Source organism: Stenotrophomonas sp. ISL-67 (assembly GCF_018612915.1).
Lineage (GTDB): Bacteria > Pseudomonadota > Gammaproteobacteria > Xanthomonadales > Xanthomonadaceae > Stenotrophomonas.
In genome coordinates this window covers 80,027-95,928 of sequence record NZ_JAGGRL010000007.1, presented here as the reverse complement: position 1 = coordinate 95,928, position 15,902 = coordinate 80,027, and the positions used below count along the sequence as shown (strand labels likewise).

The window sequence follows — 15,902 nt, the reverse complement described above, 5'->3', positions numbered from 1 at the left end:
ACCTCTATGAGCCAGAACATGTCTACTGCCCTTGTGGCAAACAATCTCCCGATTCCCAGTGCGCTCGGTTCGCTGGACGCCTACATCGGCGCCGTGCACCAGATACCGGTATTGACGGTCGATGACGAGCAGGACCTGGCCCGCCGCTTCCGCGACGAGCAGGACCTGGACGCCGCGCGCGAGCTGGTCCATTCCCACCTGCGCTTCGTGGTGCACGTGGCCCGTGGCTACAACGGCTACGGCCTGCAGCTGGGCGACCTGATCCAGGAAGGCAACATCGGCCTGATGAAGGCCGTGAAGCGCTTCGACCCGGACATGGGCGTTCGCCTGGTGTCGTTCGCGGTGCACTGGATCCGTGCCGAAATGCACGAGTTCATTCTGAAGAACTGGCGCATCGTCAAGGTCGCCACGACCAAGGCGCAGCGCAAGTTGTTCTTCAACCTGCGCAAGTCCAAGACCCGCCTGGGCTGGTTGAACGCGGCTGAAGTCACGGCCGTTGCCAAGGACCTGAACGTGTCCGAGCGTGAAGTGCTTGAGATGGAATCGCGCCTGTCAGGCCGCGATATCGGTTTCGATGCGCCCAGCGATGACGACAACGAGCATGCGCCGCCGTCGCCGGCTGCGTTCCTGGTGGCCAACGACGAAGACCCGTCGATGGCCTACGAGCGTGCCGACAGCGAAGACAACCAGCTGCAGCTGCTGCGCGAAGGTCTTGCCGAGCTCGACGCCCGCTCGCGCGACATCATCCGTCGCCGCTGGCTGGATGCCGACAGCAAGGTCACGCTGCAGGAACTGGCCGATGAGTACGGCGTGTCCGCCGAACGCATCCGCCAGGTGGAAGCGAACGCGCTGAAGAAGATGAAGGCGTTGTTTACCGCCTGACGCGGCGCTCAACGCAGCAGACAAAAACCCGGCAGCGCCGGGTTTTTTGTTGTTTCGGAAGCGTACCCACCAACGGTGGGTACCTACCGGCGAACCGGTAGCGCCCGACCGTTGGTCGGGCGACGCGGCTACGCCTTCTCGCGTGCGATCGCGCGCCAGCCGATGTCGTTGCGGTGGAATTCGTGTTCCCACGACACCTTTGCCACGCCCGCATACGCATTGGCCTGCGCGTCGCCCACGCTGTCGCCCAGTGCGGCCACGCACAGCACGCGGCCGCCGGCGCTGAGCACCTGGCCCTGCGCATCCAGCGTGGTGCCGGCATGGAACACCTTGGCCGTGGCAGGCACCTCGTCCAGCCCTTGGATCACATCGCCGGTGATCGGCGCTTCCGGGTACGGCGAAGCGGCCATCACCACGCCCAGCGACGGGCGCGGGTCCCATTGCGCCTGCACCGTGTCCAGGCATGCATCGATGGCCGCTTCCACCAGGTCCACCAGGTCCGACTGCAGGCGCAGCATCACCGGCTGGGTTTCGGGGTCGCCGAAGCGCACGTTGAATTCGATCACCTTCGGTGCGCCGCTGGCATCGATCATCAAACCGGCATAAAGAAAGCCGGTGAACGGAATGCCATCGGCGATCATGCCCTGCACGGTAGGGTTCACCACCTCGCGCATGACCCGCGCATGTACTTCATCGGTGACCACCGGCGCGGGCGAATAGGCCCCCATGCCGCCGGTATTCGGGCCGGTATCGCCATCGCCCACGCGTTTGTGGTCCTGCGAAGTGGCCATCGGCAAGGCGGTGGTGCCGTCGACCATCGAGATGAAGCTGGCCTCTTCGCCGTCGAGGAATTCCTCGATCACCACGCGTGCACCGGCATCACCGAACGCGTTGCCCGACAGCATGTCGCGCACCGCGTCCTCGGCTTCGGCAAGCGTCATCGCCACGATCACGCCCTTGCCGGCGGCCAGGCCGTCGGCCTTGACCACGATCGGCGCGCCCTTGTCGCGGATGTAGGCCAGCGCCGCGTCCACCTCGGTGTGCACTGCATAGAACGCGGTGGGAATGTTGTGGCGGGCCAGGAAGTCTTTCGCATAGGCCTTGCTGCCTTCCAGCTGCGCGGCAGCAGCCGTCGGCCCGAAGATGCGGTGCCCGGCAGCGCGGAAGCGGTCGACCACGCCTGCCACCAGCGGCACTTCCGGGCCGACCACGGTCAGCTCGACACCCTCGGCCTGCACCAGCGCCAGCAGGCCATCCAGGTCGGTGACCTTGACCGGCACGTTGCGGCAACGCGCCTCGGTGGCGGTGCCCGCGTTGCCCGGTGCAACCAGTACTTCGCTGACACGGGGTGACTGAGCCAGCTTCCAGGCCAGCGCGTGTTCACGACCGCCGGAGCCGATGACGAGAAGTTTCATTGAGGACGATCCTGGGTAACGGTAGGAAAAAGTGATGCGGAACCGGGTTAGACCGACTTCTCACGGGAAGCCAGGCGCTTTGTTTCGGCGTGCAGCTGCTGCATATCCAGCTCGGCCTCCACATCGGCAGCAACCTTCTCCTGCGCGCGGCGCGAAGCATCGAAGGCCGCATATCGCTCTGCGATGATGGCCTCCATATGTTTGTTGGAGACGCGTCCGGGACCATCGAGGATGGCGCGTTCATTGAAGTCGAGGAAGCGGTCGGTCTGCCTGATCCAGTCTTCCATCCGGGTTTCCATGCGGCGTTCGGCGCGATCTTCAGCGAAGTCGAGGAACATGGTGACCAGCCGATTGAGCTGCTCGAGTTCCGGCTGCGCAAGGTAGTTCTTTGAGACGACCGCGTCAGACTTGCGGGGCTTGTTTCCAGACCAGTTCGTCAGACCCATGTGGGCAGCATCTGGATCGGCACGCTCGACAATCAGCTGCGCAGCGGTGCGGCCGGTAATGGCGTAGACCAGCTTGTTCTGGATGGTGGCAAAGAACGTCTTGGCGGTCGCTGCCGTGCCGTCGTAATCGCTGCTGCTGGCTTTGAACAGGTCACGCAGCGTCTGGTAGAAGCGCTTCTCCGAACTGCGAATGTCGCGGATGCGGCGCAGCAGCTCGTTGAAGTAATCCGCGCGCTCGGCGTCCTTGAGCCGCTCATCGTTGAGCAGGAATCCTTTCACCAGATAGTCGGAGAGCGCGCTGCCGGCCCAACGACGGAACTGGCTTCCCCGTGGCGACCGGACGCGAAACCCGACAGCCAGGATCATCTCCAGCCTGTATAGCTGAACCGATCGATTGACCCTGCGCTTACCTTCGAGTTGAACTGTCAAGTAATCCTTGACAGTTGCTTCAGCTGGCAGCTCCCCGTCCTCCAGAATGTTCCGTATGTGAAGGCTGACGTTCTGCTTGGTGGTATCGAAGAGCTCTGCCAACTCATGCTGGGTAAGCCAAACCGTGCCTTCTTCAGCGCGCAGATGAACCTCCGTCCGACCGTCATCGGTGCGGTACAGAATCAGCTCGCCATGGTTGTCGGTCATGCGATCACCTCCAGCTCCAGTCCAAATCTGCCGGCGGGCGCCGACGCCTGGTCGGCCCCCACCTTACGCCGAACAATCAATGCCGGAAGTGACGCACGCCGGTAAACACCATCGCCAGGCCGTGTTCGTCGGCCGCGGCGATCACCTCGGCGTCGCGCATCGAACCACCCGGCTGGATCACCGCCTTGATGCCGGCAGCAGCAGCTGCGTCGATGCCGTCGCGGAACGGGAAGAACGCGTCGGAGGCCATCACCGAACCTTCCACCACCAGGTTGGCGTCGGCGGCCTTGATGCCGGCGATGCGCGCCGAGTACACGCGGCTCATCTGCCCGGCGCCAACACCGATCGTGCGGTTGTCCTTGGCATAGACGATCGCGTTGGACTTCACGAACTTGGCCACGCTCCAGGCGAACAACAGGTCGGTGAACTGCTTTTCGGTCGGTGCCAGTCTGCTCACCACTGTCAGCTCATCGCGGCCCATGCCACGGTTGTCCGCGCTCTGCACCAGCAGGCCCGAACCAATGCGCTTGGTGTCGTAGTTGTTGCGACCCTCGCCGTGCGGAATGCGCAGCACGCGCACGTTGGCCTTCTTCTGCGCGTACTCCAGCGCCGCTGGCTCGTAGTCCGGGGCGATCAGCACTTCGACGAACTGGCGGTCCAGGATCACCTTGGCGGTGGCGGCGTCCAGCGGCGTGTTGAAGGCGATGATGCCGCCAAAGGCGCTGGTCGGGTCCGTGGCATAGGCCAGTTCATAGGCGTCGCCGTTGCCGGCACCGACGGCCACGCCGCACGGGTTGGCATGCTTGACGATCACGCAGGCCGGTGCGTCGAACTGACGCACGCATTCCCATGCGGAATCGGCGTCGGCCAGGTTGTTGTAGCTCAGCTCCTTGCCCTGCAGCTGCTGGAACGTGGCCAGCGTGCCCGGCACCGGGTACAGGTCGCGGTAGAACGCGCCGGCCTGGTGCGGGTTCTCGCCGTAGCGCAGGTCCATCATTTTCACGAAGCTGGAATTCATCTGCGCCGGGAATTCGGTGCGCAGCGGCACGGCTTCATCGGTGGCGGTCACGGCCGAAAGATAGTTGCTGATCGCCGCGTCGTACTGTGCAACGCGGTTGAACGCCGCTACCGACAGCGCGAAGCGCTTGGCCGCCGAGAGCTTGCCATCGTTGGCATCCAGCTCGGCCAGCAGTTCGGTGTACTGGGACGGATCGGTGGCCACCGCGACGCGGGCGAAGTTCTTGGCAGCCGAGCGCAGCATCGCCGGGCCGCCGATATCGATGTTCTCCACCGCATCGGCCAACGTGCAGTCTGCGTTGGCGGTGACGCGCTCGAACGGGTACAGGTTCAGCACCAGCAGGTCGATCGGCGCGATGCCATGTTCGGCCATCACCGCCTCGTCCTGGCCGGCACGGCCCAGCAGGCCGCCATGCACCAGCGGGTGCAGTGTCTTGACCCGCCCATCCATCATTTCCGGGAAGCCGGTGACATCGGCCACGTCCTTGACCGGCAGGCCCGCGTCGCGGAGTGCCTTGGCGGTGCCGCCGGTGGAGAGCAGCTCGACGTTGCGTGCGGCCAGGGCACGGGCCAGGTCGACCAGGCCGGTCTTGTCGGAAACGGAAAGCAGGGCCCGGCGCACGGGCAGCAGATCGGAACTCATGGGGGCAGGAGATCGAAGCGGAACGGGCCCATATTGTAGGCCGTACCGACCAACGGTCGGTACCTACCGGGTAAATGCCCCGCCTCAACGCCCGCTGCGGTAGGTACCGACCGTTGGTCGGTACGCCTGGGCATCACGTGGCGATGCCGTATTCCTTCAGCTTCTTGCGCAGGGTGGCGCGGTGGATGCCCAGCATCGACGCCGCGCGGCTCTGGTTGCCTTCGCAGTGGTTGAGCACCTCCACGAACAGCGGAATTTCCATCTCGCGCAGGACGATCTCGTACACGTCATCCGCATCGCAGCCATCCAGGTCCCGCAGGTAGCGCCGGACCGACTGGGCCACGTGTTCGCGCAGCGGTGGCTTGGGCGCGCCACGACTATTGTCAGGACGAGAAAGGACAGCGTTCAAGAAGGATCCCGGTGCGAAGCCAGGGCGAACTACAACCCTGGTGGAAAATTTTGGAGCGGCCAGTCTAGCGCGTGCGTGGCTGGCCCGCCACGCTCGCTGGCAGGACGCCGGGTTACAGGAACTCGAAGGTGAATGCGACGGTGGACGCGGCAGGCTCGCGGACCCGGAACGCAATCTGCGCGCTCTGGCCCGGTTCCAGTACCGATGCGGCATCGACCGTAGGGTCCAGGTAGTCGCGCGATGCGAACACGCGGGTGCCGATCACGCGGCCATCGGGATCGGACAGCGACAGCCGCAGCGACGGCCAGGCCTGCTCCCAACGTGCATCGTTGCGGAAGCTGGCCTGCACCTGCAGCGCGCCGGGCTGCCCGGGCACCGGTCGCACATCGCGGCTTATCATGCTGAAAGCGGCCGGTTCCTGCCATGCCGGCAGGCGGCAGTGCAGCACGCCGCACAGCCCGGCAATCCACGGCCGGCTGCCGGCATCGGCGGCCAGGCGCGCGCGGTCGGCCACCGCGATCTGCAGCGACAGCAGCACCACAAGCCCGGCGACCAGTCCCCACTGCCAGCGCGGGGTGGGCGGTGCTGCTTCCGGTGCGCGCATGAAGCTGGGCGCGGGAGTGGCGGTAACGTAGGCGCCGGTGTCTTCGGCCAGGCGCTTGAACGCAGCGTCGCCCTCGTCCGCGTCCGGGGCGTGGCTGATGTCCGCTTCAGCCTCGACGGCAACCGGGTTGTCCTGGTTGTGGTCCGCGCCGGGAGGCGACGCGATCGCGTCGACCGCCTCGGGCGTGGGCTCGGTTGACGCACGCAGGAACGTGGCCAGTGGACGTCGCGGTGGCGGTGTCGGCTCGGTCATCGGGTCATTCAAGCACGGCGCACACCGGTGATGCGCATCCAGTCGTCGTCGCGTGCGACTTCAAGCTGTTCAAACCACGGCGCGTAACGCACCAGCAGTTCGTCTTCCTGCCCGTGCAGGATGCCCGACAGCGCGATGCGCCCGCCCGGTGCCACGCGGGCGGCCAGCACCTCGGCCAGCGCATCCAGCGCCGAGGCCAGGATGTTGGCCACCACCACCGGGTAGGTGGCCTGCGGTTCGTCGGCCGGAAGATGGACCTGCATGCGGTCCTGCAGTGCATTGCGCTCGGCGTTGTCGCCCGTGGCGAGCACCGCCTGCGGGTCGTTGTCCACGCCCACCGCCCTGGCTGCGCCGAGCTTGAGCGCGGCCAGTGCCAGGATGCCCGAGCCGCAGCCGAAATCCAGCACCGTCTGCCCGGCCAGCACGCCCTCGGCGGCCAGCCCGTCCAGCCAGCGCAGGCACAGCGCCGTGGTCGGGTGGGTGCCCGAACCAAACGCCAGGCCAGGATCAAGCCGCACCACGGCCGCATCGGCGGCCTGCGCGGCCTCGGGCAACGCATGGTTCCACGGCACGATCCAGGTACGGTTACCAAAGGCCATTGGCTGGAACTGGTCCAGCCAGGCACGTTCCCAATCCTCATCCTGCACCGCGCGGAAACTCGCGTTGCTCCATTCCAGGCCCGGGTCGAACGCTTCCAATGCGGCCAGGAGCGCCAGCGCGTTGGTATCGGCCGGGAACAGGGCGCTCAGCACCAGGTCGTTCCACAGCGGGGTTTCGCCCACGCCCGGTTCCAGGATGGCGCGCTCGTTGCTGGTGTCGGCATCGGCGTCGAGCAGGGTCACCGCCAGCGCGCCCACGTCGTCCAGCGCATTCTCATAGCGGGGCTGGGTGGCTTCGGTGCAATGGAGGGTGAGTTCCAGGAACGGCATGGGCGGTAAGGACCTGCGGAAAACGGTGAATGCTAGACGATTGCGGGCGGTCGCGGCGAGGCGTGTCTCAAGGGTCGGTGAGAAGCGACGCGACGAGGTGTTCAGACAACAGGTTACGCCATTGCTAAACTCCGCATCCTGCTGTCTGAATCCATCGGACCGGTCCTGCTCAATGGCCCTCGCGCCCACCCTCAAAACCTGGCTGCTGGTGGTACCGGCCCTGGCGTTGCTTGGGGTGGTGGGCTATCGCGCGGGTGGCCGTGCGCTGCAGGCGGACCATGCGCCGGGCGCGGTCAGTGAACTGCAGGTGGGGACGGGTTCGACGGCGCCCACGCAGGCCCAGCAGTTGGCGCGCCAGTTGCTGACCAGTGAGCGCAGCACCGCCGTGCCGTCGGGATTGCCGCTGGACATCCGTGCCGACATCGAAGGCGACACCGACCTGTTCGCCTACGCCCGGCGACTGCGCCTGCAGGCCGCCGATGGCAATGCAGAAGCCGGCTGGATGGTCAGCCGCGTGTACGACTACTGCGCCATCTATGCGATGGACCCGGGCGGCTACCAGCTCGACAACAACGTACTCACGGGGTTGGGCATGAGCGCATCCTCGCCGATGGTGCTGGCGCGCGAGCGCGTGGCGCGCCGCTGCGCGGGTTTCGTTTCCAGCGACGGTCTTGGCCGTTCGTTGATTCTTACCCAGCGCGTGCTGGCCGCCCGCGCCGGCAACCTGGCCGCCGAAGCGGCGTTGTTCGCCGACGGGCAGCCGCTCAAGGACAGCCCCGATTACCGCCGCGACCTGGTGGAGCGGGTGATGGGTTCGCGCGACCCGGAAGCCTACATGGCCATTTCCACCGCCATGGGCCAGCGCGCCAGTGGCGATGGCGCGCTGCAGGGGCTGGTGGCCGGCGACCAGTTCAGCGAACTGGCCTGGCGGCTGGCCGCGTGCGAGCTGGGCATGGCCTGTGGGCCGGACAGTGTGTTGATGAACAATTTCTGCGCGAACGGAGGGATCTGTTCGCAGGACGGTGGGCAGGACTTCGCCACTTTCGTGTATGACGCCGCGGTATCGCGGCAAGGTGCGGGGAAAATGAAAACGTTGGTTGAGCAGTTGATCAAGCGGAGTAACCGGTCATGAATTACCGTCGATTCCTGCATGGTGCCAAGTTCTGGTTCTGGGTGGCGCTGTTTGTGGCCTATTCGGCCGGTGCCGTCGGCCTGGTCATGATCGATACCTACGATGACCGCTACCGGCAATTGTCGAAGGTGACCCTGACCTCGGTGAAGGCGCAGGAAGACGTGCGCCGCGCCGGTGCCAGCCAGGTGGCCGCGGTGTACCGCGCGCAGAGCGGCATGCCGTTCGCCGCGCTGCCGGCGGGCAGCACCTTCCAGGTGGTCTGGCCGGATGGCTCCACCGAAACCATGGTGATCGTCGACCCGACGTCGTCACTCGGCGTGGCCCCGGTCAAGGACACCCAGATCACGGCGGCTGACGCCAGCCGTTGATGCATGCGCCCGGCAACCCATTGCCGGGCCCGCTGGGTTGCGCCGCCCTTGACGCTTGCGTCGTGGATATATGCGGCGCCTATCGGTTTTGCGATTCGTTTAGTTAGCTTCTCTTGGACAGAGGCGCGGTGCTTCGATTTCATCGGGCACGCCTTCCCCGTGAGTTGCCCATGCCCACTACCGCAGCCGACCACCGGCACGCCACTGGTCGCTTCCCAGCCCGCGGCCCAGTAAGACCCGCTTTCCCCCGTCCGTTGGACACCTCCGTCATCCGTCGGGTGGAGACGCCGATGCAGGCGTTGGCAGCGGTGTTGACGGTGACCAACGCGGCCAGAGTGCCGATAGCGACTCCGCCGCCACCGGCGGGACGCGTCGTCGGGCCAATGACGACAAACTGCATTCCTGTGGCCGTCTCGCCGAGCATGCCCGGGGTGCTGCATGGCGTAGCGGGGTTGCTTCGCAGCCCAGTGACCGAGCTGTTCAGCGACGCCCGCAACGCGTGGCTACGGTATGAGGGGGTGCGCTGCACGCCGCCGCTGGGCTCGGGCATGCGCGCGCTGCTGCAGGTGGGGGATGCGATCACCACCCTTGCCGAAGGTGCCGTGCTCGGCGGACGCAGCGTGCTTGGCATGCAGGAGGCGGCCGTTGTACTCGATGCCGGCGCCGATGTCCTGGAGGATCGTCCACTGGGTCGGACCGAACTGACCAACGCCGTGATGGCGCTGGGGGGCATGCATGGACTGGAACCTGGTGCACCCGCCAACCCACGCGGTGCGCCGCGACGTCCCGGCATGGTCATCCGCCAGACGACCGCCGAACTGCACGACGGTCGCGTCCAGGTGCGGTATGAAGGTGCCGAGCGTGACCTCACCATCAGCGAAGGCCGGCTGCAGGTGCTGACCGACGACGGCACGATCAATGTGATCTTCGACACCGGCGATTGGCAATGGAAGCGCGCACCGGCCACACGGCCGGTGGCTGCCGGCGTGACCCGCCCGGGCAGCTCCATTCCGCTCTTCGACCATGTGGCCGAGCAGGTGCATCGTCAGGTGCCGCTGGACCATGCCCGGCTGCGCCTGGACCTGTTTGGCCCCGACGGCATCCTGTACTACAACCCTCCGGAGGCCGACCTTTCAGGCAACGCCGTCTGCGTGGATGGCCGGTACTACGCCGCCACCTTGACCGATGGTTTGGGCCTGCGCATCGGCGCGCTGGAACTGGTCAAGCGCGACGGCATCTACCAGGTGCGCGAAGCCGCGCCGACACCGGTGCGAACCCTGCGCTGTCGGCGGGCACCCGGCGAGGCTTGTGCCACGTCGGCGCCCGAGTTTTCGGCGGACCTGTCCAGCACGCTGCAGACCCATCACGGGCAGGCCCTCACCCAATACCAGGCGCGCCGCCGCGGCGTCGTGCCCGACGTCAGCAGGCCAGGTTGGTACATGAGCCGCAAGGGCAACCGGCTGCGGCACTACCTGCGCTTCAACGACCGTTACTTCCGCGTGCGCCTGCGCCAGGTGGACGAACATACCCAACGCATCTCGGTGTACCTGCCGCGCGGCACCGGTGCCGGTCGCCTGCCCCCCCGAGGCCAGCCCGCGCACCGCATCGCCGACATCCGCCAGGCGATTCCCGCGCAGGAGCACCGCTTCATGACCCAGGCCGAATTCAACGTGGAATATCGAGGCATGCCCAGCCTGGAGGCAGCGCAGGTGTATGAAAGCGCGGTGGCACAGAACGACCGCCTGCGGCTGAGCCAGCTGCAACGCGCCGCCATCCGCAGTTACCTCACCTGGCGGCGCCGCTCAATGGACGATTTCCTGCAGTACGGCAGCCTGCAGCCGGTGTTCCGCGATTCGGGCCAGGCCGTGGCCCGCATCAACCGAGGGTTGGCGCGCATTCCCCCGCACGCCGGCCGCGTGCACACCGCGCTGGCCGTGGACGCCGCTCAGCTGGCCGACCTGAAGGTGGGCCAGACGATCTACAGCCGCAGCTTCCTGGTCGCCAGCGGCGACCGTGGCCGCGCGGTGGCCGCAGCGGGTAACAGTCCGCGGGGCGTGCCCACCGTGGTAACCCTGCTGGCGCACCACCACGCCCATCCCACCGGCCTGCTCTCACTGCAGGACGAAGCGCAGGTGATGATCGGCAACAACGTGCTGTTCAAGGTCACCGCCCAGGCCCAGGGCGAACTGCACCTGGAAGAACTGGGCGCAGCAAGACAGGCAATGGGCCCCCTCGGCGCCCAACCCCTTCTGGCCGTCCCCCTGCGGGACTGACGGCACTTCTGTGCCACAAACGGGTGCCCGCTCCCGGTAGCGCCGACCGTTGGTCGGCCCACGCAGAGCAACATCCACGCAACACCAGCGGGCTGCCTGCACCCCCAAAAAGCAGAAAGGCGGGCAATGCCCGCCTCCCTGTTCAACCAGCCACCCAGCAGATCACGTCAACGCAATCGACTTGTTCTTGCGCTCGGCCAGGCGCTTCTCCAGATAGTGGATGTTCTGCCCACCCGCCTGGAAGCCCTTGTCGCGCATGATGCGCTGCTGCAGCGCCACGTTGGTCTTGATCCCGTCCACCACCATCTCGCTCAGCGCAACGCGCATGCGCGCGATGGCGGTTTCACGATCCGGCCCGTGCACGATCAGCTTGCCGATCATCGAGTCGTAGTTCGACGGCACGCGGTAGCCGGCGTAGATGTGCGTATCCACGCGCACACCTGGACCACCCGGCGGGTGGAACGCGGTGATCTGGCCCGGGCTCGGCACGAAGGTTTCGGCATCTTCGGCGTTGATGCGGCATTCGATCGCATGGCCGGTCAGCACCACATCGCTCTGCTTGATGCTCAGCTTGTGGCCGGCAGCGATGCGCAGCTGCTCCACCACCAGGTCGATACCGGTCACCATTTCGGTTACCGGGTGCTCCACCTGGATACGGGTGTTCATTTCGATGAAGTAGAAGCGGCCGTCTTCATAGAGGAACTCAAAGGTACCCGCGCCACGGTAGCCGATACGCACGCACGCTTCGGTGCAGACCTTGCCGATCTCTTCGCGCTGTTCGGCGCTGATGCCCGGTGCCGGCGCTTCTTCCACCACCTTCTGGTGGCGGCGCTGCATGGAGCAGTCGCGCTCACCCAGGTGGATGGCGTTGCCCTGGCCGTCGGCCAGCACCTGGATCTCCACGTGGCGCGGATTCTCCAGGAACTTCTCCATGTACACCTCACCATTGCCGAACGCGGCCTTGGCCTCGCTCTTGGTGGTTTCGATGGAGGTCTTCAGCGATGCCTCGGCATGCACCACGCGCATGCCGCGCCCGCCGCCGCCACCCGCCGCCTTGATGATGACCGGGTAGCCGATCTCACGGGCGATCTTGGTGTTGGCCACGATGTCCTCGCCCAGCGGTCCGCCCGAACCGGGCACGCACGGCACGCCGGCGGCCTTCATCGCGCGGATCGCTTCCACCTTGTCGCCCATCATGCGGATGGTGTCGGCCTTGGGGCCGATGAAGATGAAACCGGATTCTTCCACGCGCTCGGCGAAATCGGCGTTTTCCGACAGGAAGCCGTAACCCGGGTGGATGGCCTGGGCATCGGTCACTTCCGCCGCCGCGATCAGCGCCGGGATGTTGAGGTAGCTTTCCGGCGACGGCGCCGGACCAATGCAGACCGACTCGTCGGCCATGGCCACGTGCTTGAGGTTGCGGTCGACCGTGGAATGCACGGCCACCGTGCGGATGCCGAGGGTGTGGCACGCGCGCAGGATGCGCAGCGCGATCTCCCCTCGGTTGGCAATAACGACTTTGTCGAGCATGGACGGATCCTTAACCGATCACGAACAGCGGCTGGTCGAATTCGACCGGCTGGCCGTTTTCACCCAGGATGGCCACGATGGTGCCGGAAGCATCGGCTTCGATCGGGTTGAACATCTTCATCGCTTCGATGATCGCCAGCGTTTCGCCGGCCTTGACCTGCTGGCCGATGCTGACGAACGCCGGCTTGTCCGGTGCGGACGAGGTGTAGAAGGTGCCGACCATCGGCGAACGCAGCACGTGGCCGTCCGGCAGCGCCGGGCCCGGCTTGGCGGTGCCACCGGTGGAGGCTTCGGTCGGCGACTGCATCGGCATCGCCTGGGCGGCCGGCTGGGCCGGGGCCATCATCATCTGCGGCGGGGCCTGCATCATGCCGTAGCCCGACACCGGGGCGCGCGACAGGCGGACGGATTCCTCGCCTTCCTTGATTTCGATTTCGGCAAGGTTCGACTCTTCCAACAGGTCGATCAGCTTCTTGATTTTGCGGAGATCCATAGGGGCCTCTGGTGTTTGATGTCAGTGTGGTGGGAAGCGTGGAGCGCTCGGGTCAATGGGTGTCAGGCGGCGGCCAGCCGCACCAGCGCCGCGTCCATCGCGTAGCGGTAGCTGTCGGCGCCAAAGCCGCAGATCACGCCGACCGCCTTGTCGCTGAAATAGCTGTGCTGGCGGAACGGTTCGCGGGCATGCGGGTTGGACAGGTGGATTTCAATGAACGGCACACCCACCGCCGCCAGCGCATCGCGCAGGGCTACCGAGGTGTGGGTGAACGCGGCCGGGTTGATCAGAATGAACGTGGTACCGTCGGTGCGGGCGGCCTGCACCCGGTCCACCAGCACGTGCTCGGCGTTGGACTGCAGGCTTTCCACCGCGTGCCCGGCGCCCTGCGCCTGGGCCAGCAGGGCCTGGTCGATCTGCGCCAGCGTGGTATGCCCATACACCCCCGGCTCGCGCGTGCCGAGCAGGTTGAGGTTGGGGCCATGCAGGACCAGCAGTTTCGCCATGGGTGCCACGGAACAGGAAAGGGCGAAGTCTGGCGGAAGCGGTGGATCGTGTCCAGTTCGGCGAAGTTACGCGCGTTTCAAGCGTTTGTTTTAATTCAATGCTGGGTCTGGGCATAAGACGCATCCGCCTTTCACCGGAACTGGGCGCAGCCTGCCTTTTCATTGCTCGGCCTGCTGGGTGATGCCGGGCGATGCACAATGAACGCAATATGGCCGGAGATCTGACCATGAACCAAATGAAAGCCGAGGTGGATGGAGCGCTGCGCGTCACGCGGGTGACCCGGGAGGCCGCGCGGGTGTTTGGAAGTGACGAAAAAGCCACGCGTTGGCTGTCAGCGGCCAACGGGATCCTGGGGGCGAAACCTATGGACCTGCTGGTGACAGTTGCCGGAGCCCGGGATGTAGAGCACGAGCTGGCGCGGATCGATCATGGCAATCTGGCCTGAAGGTATGCCGGGCCGTGTGATTTGCGACGCGCTTGCTGGAGGTCCAAACGAGGAGCCACTAGTATTGCGCGACAGGGAGCGGCCCATTCGACGGGCCCCGGCCGGCAAGAGCTGGGACTGACATGGTAGAGCGCATAGCGAACATAAATTGGCATCGAATCCAGTGGTGTTGTGCCGAGAGGCACATCACAACGGAGGAGCTTGCCGCTGCCATCGATGTCAGCCATTCGCTCTTCGCGGCTCTAGAGCGTGGAGAAGCTGCCCTTACCTATAACCAGCTCCGAAGGATGGCCAGCTACTTCGGTAGAGGTGTTCTGTTCTTCCTTGAGCACGGACCCGTAAATCCAGAGAAGGTATTTACCAACGGCTTCCGTACGCTGGCCAACCAGAAAGTGGACATGGAGAGTGCCCTCAAGCGCATCATCGAGCGCGCAGAGTGGCAACGTGAGGCATACCTCTCGCTGCGAGCGGACATCGGAGATGATGCCGTGGAGGATTTTGATCCGCCGACGCTGACCGGGATGGGGCCGCAACGTGCGGTGGCAGGTGTCCGCGACTGGCTTGGGTTGGATGGCGTCAGCACCTTTGAAGGGTACCGCCAGGCCATTGAGCGGAAGGGAATACTTGTGTTCCGTACCAATGGCTACCAAGGTAAGTGGCAGGTTCCCAAGTCCAGTTCCGTGTTGGGTCTTGCCATATATCATGAGGCATTCCCGCTGATTGTTGTCAGGAAGGCCCGATTCGAAAGCCGTCAGACGTTCACGCTTATTCACGAACTTGCGCACATCCTTCTCCATAAGGACAGCGTGATTGATGAAGATGCGGATCTCTCTGAGCGCCAAAGCGAGGGTCGGGAGCGCGAGGCAAATCAATTCGCCGCTCAGCTCCTCGTTCCAGACGCACTCGCTGCAAATATCAATGTGCGCGAGATGCCGACAGAGGCTTCGGAATTCGACGCTTGGCTGGCTCCGTGGCGAAAAGTCACGGGCGCGAGCTCGGAGGTGCACCTCCTTCGCTTGTTGGCGTTGGGGCGTATAAGTCGTGACGCTTATGACGACTACAAGGCATGGCAAAGTGGGCAGTCGCTTGACGAGAGCGATGGCGGCACACGTATGTATCGCTATCGCGAACCGAAGCACATTTTTGGGGATGGCTACGTTCGTACCGTGTTGACGGCGTTGAACCAGAAGCGCATATCGCTAACCAGGGCGAGCCGGTTTCTGGATGGCCTGAAATTGAACGATCTTCACAAGCTGGAGAGCTATTGTGCAGGTCATTGACGCTTCCGCCATCGTCCATGCATGGGATAACTATCCGATCGAGCAGTTTCCGCCTTTCTGGGAATGGCTCGAAGATGACTGCAAGGCAGGGAGGCTGTGCATTCCGCAGCCTGCAAAAGACGAGGTTGGCTACGTATCGTCGGAGTGCGCGCGGTGGCTTCAGGAGGTCGGGATAACAGTCCTGCCCGTGACCAATGATGTTCTTTCCGACGCCAGTTCAATCATGGCCGCGCTTGGTGTGACGGACGATCAGTATCACCCCGACGGAGTTGATGAGAATGACCTTTTGATCATTGCCTCAAGTAGATGCCATGGGGCTGTATTGATCTCGAACGAAGCCCGCCAGGCGAGTCTTCCCCTCAACAAGCGGAAGTACAGGATTCCGGCAGTCTGCACGCATGTTGCCCCGCCGCCTGTATCAACTTGCTGGATCACATTAAGTCGTCTCGAAGGCGTTTTGGGTCTGTGCGTTAGAAGAAGGCTGATCTATTGATGAATTTCTCGCAGAACTGCACTGACTTCCGGTGCAGCCCACGCCGGCCATGACGCCGATTTCTATGCCAAGAACGCCCGCGCCGCCCGCCTGCCGACGTTTCTTCAGCTGAGCGGGGGCGTGGTGAACCTCAAGCCGGACCTGGAAG

Annotated in this window: 16 protein-coding genes; 7 read left to right on the top strand and 9 right to left on the bottom strand. The window is 64.9% G+C overall.

Annotation, left to right across the window (positions count from 1 at the left end; genetic code table 11):
• The first annotated feature begins 6 nt into the window (after positions 1 to 6).
• Positions 7 to 882 (top strand): RNA polymerase sigma factor RpoH, encoded by an 876-nt coding sequence (gene rpoH / locus J7J08_RS09300; protein ID WP_068854233.1) that lies wholly within the window; start codon positions 7 to 9, stop codon positions 880 to 882.
• Positions 883 to 1,010: 128 nt separating this feature from the next.
• Here rpoH and purD read toward each other — a convergent pair whose 3' ends face one another.
• From purD to prmA, 6 genes are all read right to left on the bottom strand, one after another.
• Positions 1,011 to 2,297 carry a phosphoribosylamine--glycine ligase gene (purD, locus tag J7J08_RS09295; protein ID WP_214904384.1) on the bottom strand — a complete coding sequence of 429 codons (1,287 nt, stop codon included), beginning with the start codon at positions 2,295 to 2,297 and terminating at the stop codon, positions 1,011 to 1,013.
• Between the two features lie 47 nt (positions 2,298 to 2,344).
• Positions 2,345 to 3,379 carry a virulence RhuM family protein gene (locus J7J08_RS09290; RefSeq protein ID WP_214904381.1) on the bottom strand — a complete coding sequence of 345 codons (1,035 nt, stop codon included), beginning with the start codon at positions 3,377 to 3,379 and terminating at the stop codon, positions 2,345 to 2,347.
• Between the two features lie 76 nt (positions 3,380 to 3,455).
• Positions 3,456 to 5,039 (bottom strand): bifunctional phosphoribosylaminoimidazolecarboxamide formyltransferase/IMP cyclohydrolase, encoded by a 1,584-nt coding sequence (gene purH, locus J7J08_RS09285; RefSeq protein ID WP_214904378.1) that lies wholly within the window; start codon positions 5,037 to 5,039, stop codon positions 3,456 to 3,458.
• Between the two features lie 133 nt (positions 5,040 to 5,172).
• A complete protein-coding gene (gene fis / locus J7J08_RS09280) occupies positions 5,173 to 5,448 on the bottom strand; it encodes a DNA-binding transcriptional regulator Fis (protein ID WP_068854228.1) in 276 nt (91 codons plus the stop codon).
• 112 nt (positions 5,449 to 5,560) lie between these two features.
• A complete protein-coding gene (locus tag J7J08_RS09275; RefSeq protein WP_214904375.1) occupies positions 5,561 to 6,304 on the bottom strand; it encodes a DUF3426 domain-containing protein in 744 nt (247 codons plus the stop codon).
• A gap of 8 nt (positions 6,305 to 6,312) precedes the next feature.
• Positions 6,313 to 7,233 (bottom strand): 50S ribosomal protein L11 methyltransferase, encoded by a 921-nt coding sequence (gene prmA / locus J7J08_RS09270; protein WP_214904372.1) that lies wholly within the window; start codon positions 7,231 to 7,233, stop codon positions 6,313 to 6,315.
• Positions 7,234 to 7,405: 172 nt separating this feature from the next.
• Here prmA and J7J08_RS09265 point away from each other — a divergent pair, with 172 nt between their 5' ends.
• From J7J08_RS09265 to J7J08_RS09255, 3 genes are all read left to right on the top strand, one after another.
• The gene (locus J7J08_RS09265; RefSeq protein WP_214904369.1) at positions 7,406 to 8,365 is read left to right on the top strand and encodes a hypothetical protein; all 960 of its coding nucleotides are present in this window, start codon (positions 7,406 to 7,408) and stop codon (positions 8,363 to 8,365) included.
• Positions 8,362 to 8,733, top strand: coding sequence for a hypothetical protein (locus J7J08_RS09260; protein WP_214904366.1), 372 nt, complete (start codon positions 8,362 to 8,364; stop codon positions 8,731 to 8,733). The genes J7J08_RS09265 and J7J08_RS09260 overlap by 4 nt, the downstream gene beginning before the upstream one ends.
• Positions 8,734 to 9,185: 452 nt before the next feature.
• Positions 9,186 to 11,006 carry a hypothetical protein gene (locus J7J08_RS09255; RefSeq protein WP_214904363.1) on the top strand — a complete coding sequence of 607 codons (1,821 nt, stop codon included), beginning with the start codon at positions 9,186 to 9,188 and terminating at the stop codon, positions 11,004 to 11,006.
• Positions 11,007 to 11,168: 162 nt separating this feature from the next.
• Here the strand turns inward: J7J08_RS09255 and accC are convergent, their stop codons facing one another.
• The 3 genes from accC to aroQ all read right to left on the bottom strand — a co-directional run bounded on the left by accC (position 11,169) and on the right by aroQ (position 13,535).
• Positions 11,169 to 12,536: an acetyl-CoA carboxylase biotin carboxylase subunit gene (gene accC, locus J7J08_RS09250; protein WP_214904361.1), complete on the bottom strand. Its 1,368-nt coding sequence runs from the start codon at positions 12,534 to 12,536 to the stop codon at positions 11,169 to 11,171.
• Between the two features lie 10 nt (positions 12,537 to 12,546).
• On the bottom strand, positions 12,547 to 13,029 hold the full coding sequence (gene accB / locus J7J08_RS09245) for an acetyl-CoA carboxylase biotin carboxyl carrier protein (RefSeq protein WP_214904359.1): 483 nt from the start codon (positions 13,027 to 13,029) through the stop codon (positions 12,547 to 12,549).
• Between the two features lie 62 nt (positions 13,030 to 13,091).
• Entirely contained in the window at positions 13,092 to 13,535 is a 444-nt protein-coding gene (gene aroQ, locus J7J08_RS09240; RefSeq protein WP_214904357.1) for a type II 3-dehydroquinate dehydratase, read from the bottom strand.
• 191 nt (positions 13,536 to 13,726) lie between these two features.
• Between aroQ and J7J08_RS09235 the strand changes: the two genes are divergently transcribed.
• The 3 genes from J7J08_RS09235 (at position 13,727) to J7J08_RS09225 (ending at position 15,754) form a co-directional block, all read left to right on the top strand.
• Positions 13,727 to 13,981, top strand: a complete 255-nt coding sequence (locus J7J08_RS09235) for an MbcA/ParS/Xre antitoxin family protein (protein ID WP_214904355.1) — start codon at positions 13,727 to 13,729, stop codon at positions 13,979 to 13,981.
• A gap of 287 nt (positions 13,982 to 14,268) precedes the next feature.
• The gene (locus J7J08_RS09230) at positions 14,269 to 15,261 is read left to right on the top strand and encodes an ImmA/IrrE family metallo-endopeptidase (protein WP_251006535.1); all 993 of its coding nucleotides are present in this window, start codon (positions 14,269 to 14,271) and stop codon (positions 15,259 to 15,261) included.
• Positions 15,248 to 15,754 carry a DUF4411 family protein gene (locus J7J08_RS09225; RefSeq protein ID WP_214904351.1) on the top strand — a complete coding sequence of 169 codons (507 nt, stop codon included), beginning with the start codon at positions 15,248 to 15,250 and terminating at the stop codon, positions 15,752 to 15,754. Before J7J08_RS09230 ends, J7J08_RS09225 begins: the two co-directional genes overlap by 14 nt.
• Positions 15,755 to 15,902 lie beyond the last annotated feature (148 nt).

Excerpts from the sequence above, each read along its gene's own strand:
- rpoH (WP_068854233.1), top strand. The coding sequence starts at position 7 with ATGAGCCAGAACATGTCTACTGCCCTTGTGGCAAACAATCTCCCGATT.
- purD (WP_214904384.1), bottom strand. The coding sequence starts at position 2,297 with ATGAAACTTCTCGTCATCGGCTCCGGCGGTCGTGAACACGCGCTGGCC.
- J7J08_RS09290 (WP_214904381.1), bottom strand. The coding sequence starts at position 3,379 with ATGACCGACAACCATGGCGAGCTGATTCTGTACCGCACCGATGACGGT.
- purH (WP_214904378.1), bottom strand. The coding sequence starts at position 5,039 with ATGAGTTCCGATCTGCTGCCCGTGCGCCGGGCCCTGCTTTCCGTTTCC.
- J7J08_RS09275 (WP_214904375.1), bottom strand. The coding sequence starts at position 6,304 with ATGACCGAGCCGACACCGCCACCGCGACGTCCACTGGCCACGTTCCTG.
- prmA (WP_214904372.1), bottom strand. The coding sequence starts at position 7,233 with ATGCCGTTCCTGGAACTCACCCTCCATTGCACCGAAGCCACCCAGCCC.
- J7J08_RS09265 (WP_214904369.1), top strand. The coding sequence starts at position 7,406 with ATGGCCCTCGCGCCCACCCTCAAAACCTGGCTGCTGGTGGTACCGGCC.
- J7J08_RS09260 (WP_214904366.1), top strand. The coding sequence starts at position 8,362 with ATGAATTACCGTCGATTCCTGCATGGTGCCAAGTTCTGGTTCTGGGTG.
- accC (WP_214904361.1), bottom strand. The coding sequence starts at position 12,536 with ATGCTCGACAAAGTCGTTATTGCCAACCGAGGGGAGATCGCGCTGCGC.
- accB (WP_214904359.1), bottom strand. The coding sequence starts at position 13,029 with ATGGATCTCCGCAAAATCAAGAAGCTGATCGACCTGTTGGAAGAGTCG.
- aroQ (WP_214904357.1), bottom strand. The coding sequence starts at position 13,535 with ATGGCGAAACTGCTGGTCCTGCATGGCCCCAACCTCAACCTGCTCGGC.
- J7J08_RS09235 (WP_214904355.1), top strand. The coding sequence starts at position 13,727 with ATGCACAATGAACGCAATATGGCCGGAGATCTGACCATGAACCAAATG.
- J7J08_RS09230 (WP_251006535.1), top strand. The coding sequence starts at position 14,269 with ATGGCCAGCTACTTCGGTAGAGGTGTTCTGTTCTTCCTTGAGCACGGA.